Origin of the sequence: Streptomyces sp. NPDC101165 (assembly GCF_044768135.1) — a bacterium.
Lineage (GTDB): Bacteria > Actinomycetota > Actinomycetes > Streptomycetales > Streptomycetaceae > Streptomyces.
Genome location: NZ_JBIWPG010000010.1, coordinates 178,495 through 192,183, shown reverse-complemented (window position 1 = coordinate 192,183; position 13,689 = coordinate 178,495). Strand labels below are relative to the sequence as shown.

Sequence of the window (13,689 nt, the reverse complement as noted above, 5' to 3'; positions counted from 1 at the left end):
ACCGCCCCCGGTCACGGCTGTGACCGGGGGCGGGTTGTCCTCGGCTGGACTACAGGACGCACTCCGCCTCGTCGTACCGCTCGGCGGGAACCGTCTTCAGCGTCTCCACGGCCTCGGCGAGCGACACCATCACGATGTCGGTGCCGCGCAGCGCGGTCATCATGCCGAACTCGCCGCGGTGCACGGCCTCCACCGCGTGCCAGCCGAACCGCGTGGCCAGCACCCGGTCGTACGCCGTGGGCGTCCCGCCCCGCTGCACATGCCCCAGGATCACCGGCCGCGCCTCCTTGCCGAGCCGCTGCTCCAGCTCGATCGACAGCTGCCGGGCGATCCCGGCGAAGCGCTCGTGGCCGTAGATGTCCTTGCCGCCCTCGTCGAACTCCATGGAGCCGGGCCGCGGCTTGGCGCCCTCCGCGGCGACCACGATGGCGAACCGCTTGCCCGCCTCGAACCGCTCACCGACGCGCGCGGTCAACTCCTCGATGTCGAAAGGCCGTTCCGGTACGACGATGGCGTGGGCGCCGGCCGCCATGCCGGAGTGCAGCGCGATCCAGCCGGTGTGCCGGCCCATGACCTCCACGACCAGCACACGCTGGTGGGACTCGGCGGTGGTCTTCAGGCGGTCCAGGGCCTCGGTGGCGACACCGACCGCCGTGTCGAAGCCGAAGGTGACGTCCGTGACGGCAATGTCGTTGTCGATGGTCTTCGGGACGCCGACCACGGGCAGGCCGTTGTCCGACATCAGCCGGGCCGCCTTCAGCGTGCCCTCGCCGCCGATCGGGATGATCGCGTCGAGGCCCAGTTCCTCGACATGGCCCTTGGCCCGCTCCACACCGTCCCGCAGATGCGAGGGCTGGACCCGGGAGGAGCCGAGGATGGTGCCGCCGCGGGCCAGGATGCCGCCCACGGCGTCGAGGTCGAGCTTCATGTAGTCGCATTCCAGGAGGCCCTTCCAGCCGTCCCGGAAACCGATGACCTCGTCGCCGTGGTCGGCGACGGCACGGTGCACGACGGACCGGATGACGGCGTTCAGGCCGGGGCAGTCGCCGCCGGACGTGAGGACACCAATGCGCATAGCCCGAAATACCTTCTCAACGTGGGCCGGAAAACCGGACCACGTCGTCCGGCGGATTCCCGGCCACCCTACCGGCGGGAGGGGGTGGCACCGTAGCGGGCGTCCGCCTGCTGGACGCGCCCGCACATGTGAGCGGACGGCCCGTCAGGCGGGCCCGCTACGAGCCTGCCGGAAACCGCTGAGACGGCGCTGAGACGACGCTTACGCGGGCTGCTGCGCGGCAGTGTCTACGCAGGCTGCTGCGCAACAGTGTCTACGCAGGCTGCTGCGCAACAGTGTCTACGCAGGCTGCTGCGCAGCAGCGATGCGCTCGTTGCGGAGCGCGTCGTACCAGCGGTCGTCGATCGGCGGCAGCGCGTTGACGTCGAGCGCCAGCTTCAGCAGCAGGTCGGCGATCAGCGGGTTACGGGCCAGCACGGGGCCGTGCATGTACGTGCCGAAGACCGTCCCGTTGTACGCGCCCTCCGTGCCGTCCCCGGTGCCGTTGCCCTTGCCGATCTTCACCCGGGCGAAGGGGCGCGCCGTGGCGCCCAGGTGGGTGACGCCCTGGTGGTTCTCGAATCCGGTCAGCTCGGGGAGGCCGAGCTGCGGGTCGATGTCCCCGAGGACGTCGCCGACGCACCGCTCGCCCTCGCCGCGCACCGAGACCACGTCCAGCAGGCCGAGGCCCGGCTCGCGCTGTCCGAGGTCGTTGATGAACTCGTGGCCGAGGATCTGGTAGCCGGCGCACACGGAGAAGACGATCGCGCCGTTCTCCACCGCGCGCTGCAGATGGCCGTCGCGGCGCAGCCGCTCGGCCGCGAGCCGCTGCGGCCGGTCCTCGCCGCCGCCGATCAGGTAGATGTCACCGGAGGTCGGGATCGGCTGGTCGCTGCGCACGTCCAGCCGGGCCACGTCCAGGCCGCGCTGCCGGGCCCGCCGCTCCACGACCAGGGCGTTGCCCTGGTCGCCGTAGGTGCTCAGCAGGTCGGGGTAGATCCACACCAGCCGCAGTTGGTTGTCGCTCATGAGGTGATCGCCCTTCGAAGATCAGTTGCCGACGCGGCGGCGCAGGTCCTGGAACGCGGTGTAGTTCGCGATGACCTCGATCCGGCCCGGCGGGCACATCTGCACGGCCTGGTCGAGGTTCTCGCAGACCTGGAAGTGCTGGTTCGCGACCTCCAGACGGACGGCGAGGTCCAGCTTCCGGTCGCCGATGACGAAGATCGGGTGGCCGGTCAGCCGCGTGTAGTCGACGTCCCACAGCCAGGAGGTGTCGGTGCCGTCGGCGCCGCGGGCGTTCACGGACAGGATCACCGGGGCGGGCGGCGGGTCGATCAGCGAGAACGTCTCCAGCCAGCCGGCCGGGTTCTTCGCCAGCAGCAGCCGCAGATCACGGCCCTCGAACTGGACGACGTCGTAGCGTCCCGCGACGGCCTGCACCTGGTACATGCGCTCCAGGGCGACCTGCGGCGGCACCCCGAAGACGGCGGCGACGGCCGCGGAGCTGGCCGCGTTCGCCTTGTTGGCGCGACCCGGCAGCTGCAGGTGGATCGGCCAGGCGGACCCGTGCGGATCCAGCACATGGTCCCCGGACAGCGCCCAGGTGGGCGTCGGCCGGCGGAAGCCGCACTCGCCGCAGAACCAGTCGTCACCGGGGCGCTGCATCACGCCACCGCAGGACGGGCAGGACCAGGCGTCGTCCTTCCACATCTGCCCGGCTGCGACCCAGATCACATTCGGGGACGAGGAGGCGGCCCAGACCACGAGCGGGTCGTCGCAGTTGGCGACGACCACGGCCTTGGTCCCGGCGAGGCCCTCGCGCCAGTTCTCGGCGAGCATCCGGGTCTCGGCCGCGCGGTCCAGCTGGTCGCGCGAGAGGTTGAGCAGCGCGATGCACTTCGGGTCGGTGTCCCGGGCGACGCCGGCCAGGTACTTCTCGTCGACCTCGATGACGGCGAACTTGGCTTCCGAGCCCCCGGCCAGTGCCGAGGTGATGCCGGCCGGCATGTTCGCGCCGAGCGCATTCGAGACGACCTCGCCCGCGGCCCGCAGGGCCTCCGCGATCAGCCGGGTGGTCGTGGTCTTGCCGTTGGTCGCCGAGACCAGGACGACGTCCAGGTTCTGGGCGAGCCGGGCGAGGAGGTCGGGGTCGAGTTTGAGTGCGACCCGGCCGCCGATCACCGATCCGCTGCCGCGTCCCGCGGCGCGGGACGCCGCTGCGACCGCCTTGCCCGCGGTCACGGCCAGCTTGGCCCGCGGCGTGAGCGGGTCCGAGTTGCCTGCCATCAGTTCTCGATCCTCCTTGCGTACGCGCCGCGCCTGGGGCCATCCGGCTACGTGGTGTGGGCCTCAGCCTATCGAGATCCATTCGCACACCCGAATCCCGGCCCTTGCCTGGCGGCGGGCATGAACTGAAGGAACCGTACCCTTGCCGCCATGCGACACGGCTCGATCGCGGGCGCCCACGGGCGCGTCCGGCCTCTTTCCCTGCTCCACGACCCCGTCCTGCACGAGTCCTGCCGGGACGTCACGGACTTCGGCCCCGAACTGGCCGCGCTCGTGGAGGACTTGTTCGCGACCATGTACGCGGCCCAGGGGGTGGGCCTGGCCGCGAACCAGATCGGCGTGCCGCTACGGGTGTTCGTCTACGACTGTCCCGACGACGAGGACGTCCGACATCTCGGACATGTCGTGAACCCGCGCCTGGTGGAGGCGGACGGCGTGGTGATCCGCGGCCCGGAGGGCTGCCTGTCCCTGCCGGGCCTGGAAGCGGGCACGGAACGCTACGACCACGCGGTCGTCGAGGGTTTCACGGTGACGGGAGAGCCGATCACCGTGCACGGCACGGGTTTCTTCGCCCGGTGCCTGCAGCACGAGTCCGACCACCTGGACGGCACGGTGTACGCCGACCACTTGACGGGTTGGCGCCACCGCAGACTGATGAGACAAATCTCGCGATCTTCGTGGCGCGGGGGAAGCGGTCCCGCCTGACGAGGCGCGGGGGGCTGCGCGATCAGCCCCCACTCACCCGCATCCGAAACGTGACCTTCAGAACCCGGGGCCGCCTATTTTGTCCCCCGCGGCCGCCAGGCGCCCCCACAGCAAATCGGCGAGCGACCGAACCAGTTCGGCACGGGAGCAGGGCCGCTCCCCGAGCCACCAGTCCCCGGCCGCGTGCATCATCCCGACGATCCCGTGCCCCCAGACCCGGGCGAGCTGCTGACTCCCGGGTCCGAGATCCAGCCGGTCCTCGATGACCTGGGCCAGCTCCTCGCCCATCCGCCGAAGCAGTGGAGCCGAATGCTTGCCGACGTCGAAGCCCGGTTCGCCCCCCTGGCTTCCCTCTGCCGGATGCATGAGGAACCGGTACACCTGAGGTCGTGCCTCGATCGCCGCGAGGTAGGTGTCCAGCGTGGCCTCGACGCGCTCCCGCCGCTCGGCCGGGGCGTCCAGTGCCGCCCGCAGCGAGTCGAGCAGGGCGTCCGTGTGCCGCTTGGCCAGGGCCGCGTAGAGCCCACCCTTGTCGCCGAAGTGGCGGTAGAGGATCGGCTTGGTGATTCCGGCCTCCGCGGCGATGGCGTTCATCGAGGCCTGCGGACCGTCACGCAGAACGACTCGGTCCGCCGCCTCCAGCAGCTCGCGCCGTCGGCGGTCGGCGGACCGCTGTTGATCGGTCCGCTGCGTGGTGTCCATGTGCTCTCCCCACCCGTGCTGATTCGGTGACGCCTGCGCAAACTAACACTGTCCACGTGCCTGACATCGAACGGGATGCCGACGCGTCATCGGGAGTTGACATTTCCTACCGGTCAGTAACAGACTCGAGTTACCGCTAGTAACACCATATGCGCCGCCGCTGGAGGGGACATGGCCGAGTTCACCATGGAGCTCAACGACGAACAGAAGGAGGTCCGGGACTGGCTGCACGGTTTCGCCGCCGACGTCATCCGCCCCGCGGCCGCCGAATGGGACGAGCGTGAGGAGACTCCCTGGCCGGTCATCCAGGAGGCCGCGAAGGTCGGCATCTACTCCCTCGACTTCTATGCGCAGCAGTACTTCGACCCCACCGGCCTCGGTATTCCGATGGCCATGGAGGAGCTGTTCTGGGGCGACGCGGGCATCGCCCTCTCCATTGTGGGTACCGGCCTGGCCGCCGTGGGCGTTCTTGCCAACGGAACCGAGGAGCAGATCGGCACCTGGATCCCCCAGATGTACGGCGACGCGAACGACGTCAAGGTCGCCGCGTTCTGCTCCTCCGAGCCCGATGCCGGCTCCGACGTCGCCTCCATGCGCACGCGTGCCGTGTACGACGAGTCCAAGGACGAGTGGGTGATCAACGGCACGAAGACTTGGGCGACCAACGGCGGCATCGCCAACGTCCATGTCGTCGTCGCGGTCGTCGACCCGGAGCTGGGCTCCAAGGGCCACGCCTCCTTCATCATCCCGCCGGGCACGCCGGGACTGTCCCAGGGGCAGAAGTTCAAGAAGCACGGCATCCGCGCCTCGCACACCGCCGAGGTCGTCCTGGAGAACGTCCGCGTTCCCGGCTCCTGCCTGCTCGGCGGCAAGGAGAAGCTGGACGAGCGGCTCGCCCGCGCCCGGGAGAGGGCGAAGGCGTCCGGTGGTGAGCGGGTGAAGAACGCGGCGATGGCCACGTTCGAGGCGTCCCGCCCGGCCGTCGGCGCGATGGCGGTGGGCACCGCCCGGGCCGCGTACGAGGTGGCTCTCGACTACGCGACGACCCGTGAGCAGTTCGGGCGGCCGATCATCGACAACCAGGGCGTCGCCTTCCAGCTCGCGGACATGCGCACGCAGATCGACGCCGCCCGGCTGCTCGTGTGGCGTGCCTCCTGGATGGCGGTCAGCGGCAAGCCGTTCACCGCGGCCGAGGGCTCCATGTCCAAGCTGTTCGCCAGCGAGACCGCGAAGAAGGTGACCGCGCAGGCGATACAGATCCTGGGCGGCAACGGGTACACCAGGGAGTACCCGGTGGAGCGGATGCACCGGGACAGCGCGATCTACACGATCTTCGAGGGCACGAGCGAGATTCAGCGGCTGGTGATCGCGCGGACCTTGTCGGGGATGCCGATTCGATAGCGTCGCCTTCGGGTGGGGGCGCTCACCGGTGCCTCAAGGGCGTGAGTTGCTCGATGTCGTACCGCTTCCGGAGCGCCTCGATCGCCTCGTGGTCCGGCGGCCCTCCGTTCCCCAGGATCTCCAGCAGCTCCTCGAAGTAACGCTCGTGATCGGGGGGCGGGGACGCCTGGAAGAACATCTTCGCCGGGGTGTCCGTCGGGTTGGCGAAGGCGTGGGGGCAGCCGGGGGGTACGACGATCACCGTGCCCGGGGTTGCCCGTACCACACGGCTGCCCGAACTCGACTCCCACTTCTGCCAGTTGTCGGGGGTGCGGACGCGCGGCTCGAAGGCGAGCACATCCAGTTCGCCGTCGAGGACGTAGAACAACTCCTCGCTGCGCGTGTGCACATGGGCACCGACGTCGAAGCCCGGCGGAACCTCCACCTCGAAGGTGGAGGCCGTCCGCGAATGGGTGCCGGTGACCTTGAACGTCACGCGCTGGGCGGACGTCGCGACGACGCGGCCGTGGCCCGGAGGCACGAGCAGTCCCTCGGTCTGCGTCGCCTCCTGGACCGGCACGTCCGCCTGGGCCTGCGCCACTCCTCGGGCCGCGGGCCCCTCGGGTACCGCCAGCCCCTCGGTCGTCGTCATCAGCCGCTCACCACGTCACGGGCAGGGCCTCGGGCCCACGGATCAACGCGCCCCTCCTGAAGGGCACCTGTCCGGGCGGTACGGCGAGCCTCAGACCCGGCACCCGGTCCAGCAGGGCGTCCACCAGGAGCTCCGACTCCAGCCGCGCCAGCATGCCGCCGGGGCAGTAGTGCGGGCCGAAGCCGAACGCCACGTGCGGGTTGGGGCTGCGGGAGAAGTCGATGGTCTCCGGCTCGGTGAAGATGTCCGGGTCGCGGTTTGCGGCCAGGTAGGAGACGTAGACCGCGTCGCCCGCGCGGATGCGTACGCCCCCGATCTCCACGTCCTCCAGGGCGATCCGGGAGAGGCCGACGGCGTTGCGGTGAGGGATGTAGCGCAGCAGTTCGTCGATCGCCCTCGGGCGGATCCCCGGATCGCAGCGCAGCCGTTCGACCAGGTCGGGGCGGGTCAGCAGCAGGTAGAACATCTGCCCGCTGTTGTTGGTGACCGCCTCGCCGCCGATCTGGAGGAGGCCGGCGAGGCCGACGGCCTCCTCCAGGGTGACCTCGTCCCGGCCCACGGCGGCGCCGAGCAGCGAGGTGACGTCCTCGGCCGTGCTGCCCTCGCGCAGCCCGATGAGGTCGGAGAAGTAGGCGCTCATCTCGCGCTTGGCCTTCTCGCTGGCCTCCTTTCCGTGCGAGGAGGACAGGATCAGCTGGGTCCAGATGTGCATGTCGTGCCGGTCGCCCACCGGGACGCCCATCAGCTCGCAGATCACCGCGATCGGGAAGGGGCTGAGGATCGTCGCCGTCAGATCGGCGGGCGGGCCGTCCTGGAGGAGTTCGTCGACCAGCTCGTCCAGCATGCCGCGCGCCTGCTCGCGGATCCGCTCCACGCCCTTCGCGGTGAACGCGGCGGCGACCGAGCGGCGCAGCCGGGTGTGGTCGGGCGGGTCCAGGAAACCGACCGCGCCCTGGTCCGGGATGTAGTGCGGGGCGAGCCGGGTCACCTGCCTGGCCATGACCGCCTCGCGGCTGAAACGGGGGTCGTTGGTCACCATGCGCACGTCGTCGTACCGGGTGACCAGCCACGCCCAGCCCTCGCCGTTGGCCAGCTGGACGCGGGTGACCGGGCCCTCGCGCATCAGGTCGGTCAGCACCGGGTCGAAGTCCGTCCCGGTCAGATCGACGGCCGGCCAGTGCCGGATCGGGGGCAGGAGCCCGGTGAGGGTCTCTTCGCTCATCGCATCATCCCGCTGTCCTGGACCCAGCGGCCCACGGTCATCTCGGCGGTGATGCCGGGACCGAACCCGGCGAGCAGCCCGCGCGCCCGGTGCTCGGCACCGCCCTCGTCGAACAGCCGGCGCAGCGCGTCCAGGACGACGGCGCTGGCGATGTTGCCGTACTCGGTGAGCGTGGCCCGGCTGAACCGGAACGCGTGCGGGTCGACCTGCAGGAACTTGCTGAGGTCGTCGAGTATTCGGGGACCGCCCGCGTGGATGATGTAGAAGTCCAGGTCGGCGGCGTCCCAGCCGTGCGTGCCCGCGAGGTCCTGGAGCGCCGGGGCGAGCGGCTCCATGGTGGTCGGCACCCGCTTGTCCAGCAGGAAGTGGAAGCCGGTGGCCCGGACGTCGTACGCGATCCAGTCCTCGGTCTTGGGGATCAGGTACGAACCGTTGCGCTCCAGATGGACGCCCGTGCCGCCCCGGCCGCGCACCACGGCCGCGGCGATGCCGTCGCCGAACAGGCCGTTGGACAGCAGCGAGCCGACGCCGAGGTCGGTGGGCTGGTAGCACAGCGAGCAGAACTCGCAGGCCACGATGAGCGCGTTGCCCTCCGGGTAGGCCGAGCAGAAGTCGTGGGCCCGGTTGATGGCCGCGCCGCCGGCCGCACAGCCCAACTGGGCTATGGGGAGCTGACGGGTGTTGGACGGGAAGTCCATCTCGTTGATCAGCCACGCGGTCAGCGAGGGCATCATGAAGCCCGTGCACGACACGTAGATGATGACGTCGATGTCGGAGGTCAGGACCTCCGCGTCGTCGAGCGCGCGCTGGATCACCGCGGGGACTCGGGCCTTCGCCTCGGCCTCGTAGAGCTTGTTGCGCTCCTCGAACCCGGGGTGTTTCAGGGTCTCCTCGATGGGCTGCACGATGTGCCGGGTGCGGACGCCCGTGTTCTCGATCAGTCGGAGGGCCAGCGGGAGCTGGGGGTGGTCCGCGTGGTGCGTACGTGCCAGCTCCAGCGTCTCCTCCATCGTGATCACGTGTTCGGGTACGGACACCGAGGGTCTGCACAAAGTCGCCATGAGCCGTCCCTGCTTTCGCCGTCCGGCGGACCCGCGCCCGCCGGTCAGAAGGTGGTCCACCCAGGTTCACCCGAGGGGGCGACGATCTCTCGTCGGATTACTCCGAATCGGGGACAAGGGGTAGGGATCGGACCTGGAGCCCGTACCACCCTCGGAGGACCCGATGACGCCCAAGGCCGCAGAACTACTGGCCTCCACGACCGCCCAACTCGCCCCGAACCCACGGACCAACCCGCTCGTCCCGCTGATCGCCGGGGGCGAGGCGAGCCGCGAGACCCTCGCAGCCCTGGCCCTGGAACAGCGGTGGGTGATCGCCGCGGACCGGCGCGCCTTCGTACACCTGGCGGAGCGTGCCGCCGACTCCCGCACCGCGGCCGTCTTCTTCACCTCGCTCGCCGAGGGCGAGACGCTGGCGGGGGATCATCTGACCGCATTCGCGGCGGCGTCCGGCGTGACCGAGGAACAGACACACGCGTACGTTCCCCGCCCCGGCTGCCAGGCCTACCCCGCCTATGTCTCCTGGCTCGCCCTCAACGCCTCCCCGGCCGACGCGATCCTGGCGCTCACCGCCAACTTCTCGGCGTGGGGCGGCTATTGCGCCCGCATCGCCGAAGGCCTGCGCCGGCACTACGGCTTCTCGGACGAGGCCTGCGCCTTCTTCGACTTCTTCGCGAAACCGTCCCCCGACCTGGACGCACGGGCGACGGCGGCGGTGGCGGAGGCGCTGGAGTCCGGCCGCCTGAACGCCGGCCTGGCCCACACCTACGGAAGTCTGCTCCAGTCCTACGAGGCGATGTTCTGGAACTCGCTCAGGGAGACTCCCTAGCTACGGCGCCCCGCTGCTGTGCGCGATACAAGCCACGTCGATACGATCCGCGAGCTTCGCCAGCTCGATGGTCAACGCGGCGACCGTGTCCTCGTCGAGCCCCTGCTCCCCGGCCTCGACAAGATGCAGCCACCGCCCACCCACGGTCCGCAACAACTTACTCACGTCGGCCGCAGCCACCTGCAGGGCACCGCGGTCGTCGACGATCAGAGGCAGAGTCACTTCGCGGTTCACAAACGGGATGGTAGCCGCGCAGTCCTCACGCACCCTGCCAAACCGTGGTGATGTTGCAGAACTCCCGGATTCCGTGCCCGGACAGCTCACGCCCGTACCCGGACCGCTTCACACCGCCGAACGGGAACGCCGGATGGGAGGCGGTCATCCCGTTGACGTACACGCCACCCGCCTCCAGATCTCGCGCGAACCGCTCCACCTCGTTCTCGTCCCGCGTCCACACGTTCGAACTCAGCCCGAAGAAGGAGTCGTTCGCGATCAGGATCGCCTCGTCCACGTCGCCGGCCCGGTACAGCGTGGCGACCGGCCCGAACGCCTCCTCGCGGTGGATGCGCATCTCCCTGGTGATGCCCGCCAGGACGGTCGGCGGGTAGTACCAGCCCGGCCAGTTGGGACGTTCCCCGCCGCACAGCACCTGGGCGCCGCTGCGCTTCGCGTCGTCGACCAGCTCCTCCAGGTCGGACCGCCCCTGCTCGCTGGAGAGCGGCCCGATCTCGGTGTCCTCCGCCAGCGGGTCGCCGATCTTGAGCGCCTTCATGCCCGCGACGAACTTCTCGGCGAAGGCGTCGTAGGCGTCGGTGTGCACGATGAACCGCTTGGCCGCGATGCAGGACTGTCCGTTGTTCTGCACCCGCGCCGTCACGGCGACCTGCGCCGCCCGGTCGAGGTCGGCGGAGGGCATGACGACGAACGGGTCGCTGCCGCCCAGCTCCAGCACCGTCTTCTTGATCATCTCGCCGGAGGTGGCGGCCACGGCCCGCCCGGCCGGCTCGCTGCCCGTGAGGGTCGCGGCCTTCACCCGCTCGTCGCGCAGGATGCCGTCGACCGCTCCCGAGCCGACCAGCAGTGTCTGGAAGCAGCCCTCCTTGAAGCCCGCCCGGTGGAACAGGTCCTCCAGGTACAGGGCCGTCTGGGGGACGTTCGAGGCGTGCTTGAGCAGGCCCACGTTGCCCGCCATCAGCGCGGGCGCGGCGAAGCGGATCACCTGCCACAGGGGGAAGTTCCACGGCATCACCGCGAGGACGGGGCCGAGCGGCCGGTAGCGGACCCGAACCCGCGAGGCGCCGGAGTCCCGCACGTCCGCCTCGGCCGGCTCCTCGTCGGCGAGCAGTCCCTCGGCGCGTTCGGCGTACCAGCGCATCGCCTTGGCGCACTTCGCGGCCTCCGCGCGGGCCTGCTTGACCGGCTTGCCCATCTCGGTGGTCATGACCCGGCCGATCTCCTGCTGGTCCTCGTCCAGCAGGTCGGCGGCCTTGTTCAGCAGTCGGGCGCGTTCGGCGAACGTGGTCGTCCGGTACGTGCGGAACGTCGCCTCGGCGAGCTGGAGCCGGCGTTCCAGCTCCTCCTCACCCATGGGCTCGTACGTCTTGAGCGTCTCGCCGTTCGCCGGGTTCACCGTCGCGATGGGCATGGCTGACCTCCCTGGGAGCGGGCTTGCTTCGACCTTCGCGCGCGGCGGTGCCGACCGCAACGCGTAGGGCGCTGTATTGGTTGTTCGCCCTCCGCGGCGCTCCGGCCGCTACGGCTCACGGTCGGCCCGAGTGCTCCGCCAGCCGGTCCAGAAACGCGGCCTGCGCCGTGATGATCAGCGCCCGGGCCCGGTCCAGACCGAACCACGCCACCCGGTCCAGCTCCGGGAACTCCTGCGTCCGCCCGGACCTCGGCGGCCACTCCATGGTGAAGGTGCCGGGGGCGATCGCCGCCGGGTCCAGGTCGGCCTCGATCGCCCACACGGTCACGATCTTGCCGTTGGCTTGCGCGACCTCGCCCAGAAGTACGGCCTGCCCGTCGGGCGGCGCCAGCCCCAGCTCCTCCCGGAACTCGCGCCGGGCCGCCTCCCAGGCGGGCTCGTCGGGCTCGTACTCGCCCTTGGGCACGGTCCACGCTCCCGCGTCCTTCTTCGCGAAGAAGGGACCGCCCATATGGCCGAGCAACACCTCCAGCCCGTCGTCGGTGTGCCGGAACAGCAGCAGTCCCGCGCTGCGCTTCGTCGTCCGCACCGTCACGGCTTGACCTCCGGGTGGGCCGCCAGCAGGGCCTCCACCGTATCGGCCTCCTCCGCCCTCTTGTCCTCGCGGTAGCGGACCACGCGGGCGAAGCGCAGGGTGACGCCGGCCGGGTAGCGGGAGGAGCGCTGCAGGCCGTCGTAGGCGATCTCCACGACGAGTTCCGGGCGTACGGTGACCACCCAGCCGTCGTCCTTTACGGCCAGCTCCCGCAGCCGCTCGGTCTGCCAGGCGAGCATCGCGTCGGTCATGCCCTTGAAGGTCTTGCCGAGCATCGCGAAGGTGCCGTCCGGGTTGCGGGCGCCGAGGTGGAGGTTGGAGAGCTTGCCGGTGCGGCGGCCGTGGCCCCACTCGGCGGCCAGGACGACCAGGTCGAGCGTGTGCACGGGCTTGACCTTCAGCCAGGACGCACCGCGCCGGCCCGCGCTGTAGGGGGCGTCCAGCGCCTTGACGACCACGCCCTCGTGGCCGCGGGCGAGGGTGTCGGCGAGGAAGCGTTCCGCCTCGGGGATGTGCTGCGGCCCCAAGGCCACGGTCCGGCGGACCCGCAGCGGCGCGGGCACCAGATCGGTCAGCAGCGCGTGCCGTTCGGAGAACGGGAGGTCGAGCAGGTCTTGGCCGCCGACCAGCAGCACGTCGAAGAAGACGGGGCAGACGGGCACCTCCACGGCGGCCTTCGCCACGTCGGTCCGGGAACCCACCCGGCCGGCGGTCTCCTGGAAGGAGCGGGGCCGGCCGTCCGCGCCGAAGGAGATCACCTCGCCGTCGAGGATGAACCGGTCGCTCGCCAACCCCAGGGCCGCTCGGGTCACTTCGGGCAGCCGGTCGGTGATGTCGTCCAGCGTCCGGGTGTGGATCCGTACCGCGCTGCCCTCCCGGTGGACCTGGACCCGGATGCCGTCCAGCTTCTCCTCCACCGCGCACGAGCCCAGCTTCTCGACCGCCTCGGCCACCGAGGAGGCGCTCTGCGCCAGCATCGGCAGCACCGGGCGGCCGACCGTGAGCCGGAACCGGTCCAGCGCCCCGGGCCCCTGTGCGAGCAGGGCCTGCGCCACCGTCTGCAGCGACCCGGCGAGCATCACCGCCCGCCGGACGCCCGCCGGATCCGCGCCGGTCGCCTGCGCCAGACCCTCCACGGCGACCGCGTCCAGCGCGCCCTGCCGCACCTCGCCGGTGAGCAGGCCGCGCAGGAAGTGCTGCTCCACCTCGGTGGCCGTGCCCATCAGCTCGCCGACGATCCGGGCCCGCTCCGCCTGGGAGCCGGCCCCGGACACCTTGCCCAGCTCGCTGAGCCGGGCGTCGACCTCCCGCACGGTCAGCGAGGGCGCGGCGGCCGGCGGGACCGGGCGGCTCAGCACCTTCCAGCCGACACCGAGCCGCCCCTGGGGCAGTCGTCCGGCCAGGTAGGGGATGACGATCGGCACGTCGTCCGCCGCCGCGTCCCGGAACAGCTCCGCGAGCAGCGCGGTCTTACGGGACCGGGCGGCCGTCGCGGCGACCTCCCGGGACACCTCGGCGAGCCGGGACAGCAGCATGCAGTCATCGTTGCACCGCGGGT

General features: G+C 70.7%; 14 protein-coding genes. 3 read left to right on the top strand and 11 right to left on the bottom strand.

Annotation, left to right across the window (positions count from 1 at the left end):
* Window positions 1-49 precede the first annotated feature (49 nt).
* The 3 genes from ACIRVH_RS22665 to ACIRVH_RS22655 form a co-directional block, all read right to left on the bottom strand.
* Window positions 50-1,075, bottom strand: a complete 1,026-nt coding sequence (locus ACIRVH_RS22665; protein ID WP_403956036.1) for a 6-phosphofructokinase — start codon at window positions 1,073-1,075, stop codon at window positions 50-52.
* Between the two features lie 279 nt (window positions 1,076-1,354).
* Window positions 1,355-2,083, bottom strand: a complete 729-nt coding sequence (locus ACIRVH_RS22660) for a type 1 glutamine amidotransferase (protein WP_386580602.1) — start codon at window positions 2,081-2,083, stop codon at window positions 1,355-1,357.
* A gap of 21 nt (window positions 2,084-2,104) precedes the next feature.
* Complete coding sequence (locus ACIRVH_RS22655) at window positions 2,105-3,343, bottom strand: MurT ligase domain-containing protein (RefSeq protein ID WP_403956033.1); 1,239 nt, start codon at window positions 3,341-3,343, stop codon at window positions 2,105-2,107.
* Window positions 3,344-3,493: 150 nt separating this feature from the next.
* Here ACIRVH_RS22655 and def point away from each other — a divergent pair, with 150 nt between their 5' ends.
* Entirely contained in the window at window positions 3,494-4,048 is a 555-nt protein-coding gene (gene def, locus ACIRVH_RS22650) for a peptide deformylase (RefSeq protein ID WP_403956031.1), read from the top strand.
* Window positions 4,049-4,105: 57 nt separating this feature from the next.
* On the opposite strand, the gene ACIRVH_RS22645 is transcribed toward def, so the two are convergent.
* Entirely contained in the window at window positions 4,106-4,750 is a 645-nt protein-coding gene (locus tag ACIRVH_RS22645; protein WP_403956030.1) for a TetR family transcriptional regulator, read from the bottom strand.
* 171 nt (window positions 4,751-4,921) lie between these two features.
* On the opposite strand from ACIRVH_RS22645, the gene ACIRVH_RS22640 reads away from it, so the two are divergent.
* Window positions 4,922-6,151, top strand: coding sequence for an acyl-CoA dehydrogenase family protein (locus ACIRVH_RS22640; RefSeq protein ID WP_403956028.1), 1,230 nt, complete (start codon window positions 4,922-4,924; stop codon window positions 6,149-6,151).
* 22 nt (window positions 6,152-6,173) lie between these two features.
* Here the strand turns inward: ACIRVH_RS22640 and ACIRVH_RS22635 are convergent, their stop codons facing one another.
* The 3 genes from ACIRVH_RS22635 to ACIRVH_RS22625 all read right to left on the bottom strand — a co-directional run bounded on the left by ACIRVH_RS22635 (window position 6,174) and on the right by ACIRVH_RS22625 (window position 9,065).
* Complete coding sequence (locus tag ACIRVH_RS22635) at window positions 6,174-6,671, bottom strand: cupin domain-containing protein (protein ID WP_403956348.1); 498 nt, start codon at window positions 6,669-6,671, stop codon at window positions 6,174-6,176.
* Window positions 6,672-6,789: 118 nt separating this feature from the next.
* Window positions 6,790-8,004 carry a cytochrome P450 gene (locus tag ACIRVH_RS22630; RefSeq protein ID WP_403956026.1) on the bottom strand — a complete coding sequence of 405 codons (1,215 nt, stop codon included), beginning with the start codon at window positions 8,002-8,004 and terminating at the stop codon, window positions 6,790-6,792.
* Window positions 8,001-9,065, bottom strand: a complete 1,065-nt coding sequence (locus ACIRVH_RS22625; RefSeq protein WP_403956024.1) for a type III polyketide synthase — start codon at window positions 9,063-9,065, stop codon at window positions 8,001-8,003. The genes ACIRVH_RS22630 and ACIRVH_RS22625 overlap by 4 nt, the downstream gene beginning before the upstream one ends.
* 163 nt (window positions 9,066-9,228) lie before the next feature.
* Between ACIRVH_RS22625 and ACIRVH_RS22620 the strand changes: the two genes are divergently transcribed.
* Entirely contained in the window at window positions 9,229-9,891 is a 663-nt protein-coding gene (locus tag ACIRVH_RS22620; RefSeq protein WP_403956022.1) for a transcriptional regulator, read from the top strand.
* On the opposite strand, the gene ACIRVH_RS22615 is transcribed toward ACIRVH_RS22620, so the two are convergent.
* The 4 genes from ACIRVH_RS22615 to ACIRVH_RS22600 all read right to left on the bottom strand — a co-directional run bounded on the left by ACIRVH_RS22615 (window position 9,892) and on the right by ACIRVH_RS22600 (window position 13,666).
* On the bottom strand, window positions 9,892-10,125 hold the full coding sequence (locus ACIRVH_RS22615; protein ID WP_386580618.1) for a DUF6213 family protein: 234 nt from the start codon (window positions 10,123-10,125) through the stop codon (window positions 9,892-9,894).
* A 25-nt stretch (window positions 10,126-10,150) separates the two neighbouring features.
* Window positions 10,151-11,536: an NADP-dependent succinic semialdehyde dehydrogenase gene (locus tag ACIRVH_RS22610; RefSeq protein ID WP_403956020.1), complete on the bottom strand. Its 1,386-nt coding sequence runs from the start codon at window positions 11,534-11,536 to the stop codon at window positions 10,151-10,153.
* 115 nt (window positions 11,537-11,651) lie between these two features.
* Entirely contained in the window at window positions 11,652-12,131 is a 480-nt protein-coding gene (locus ACIRVH_RS22605) for an NUDIX domain-containing protein (protein ID WP_403956018.1), read from the bottom strand.
* Window positions 12,128-13,666: an ATP-dependent DNA ligase gene (locus ACIRVH_RS22600; protein WP_403956016.1), complete on the bottom strand. Its 1,539-nt coding sequence runs from the start codon at window positions 13,664-13,666 to the stop codon at window positions 12,128-12,130. Before ACIRVH_RS22600 ends, ACIRVH_RS22605 begins: the two co-directional genes overlap by 4 nt.
* Window positions 13,667-13,689 lie beyond the last annotated feature (23 nt).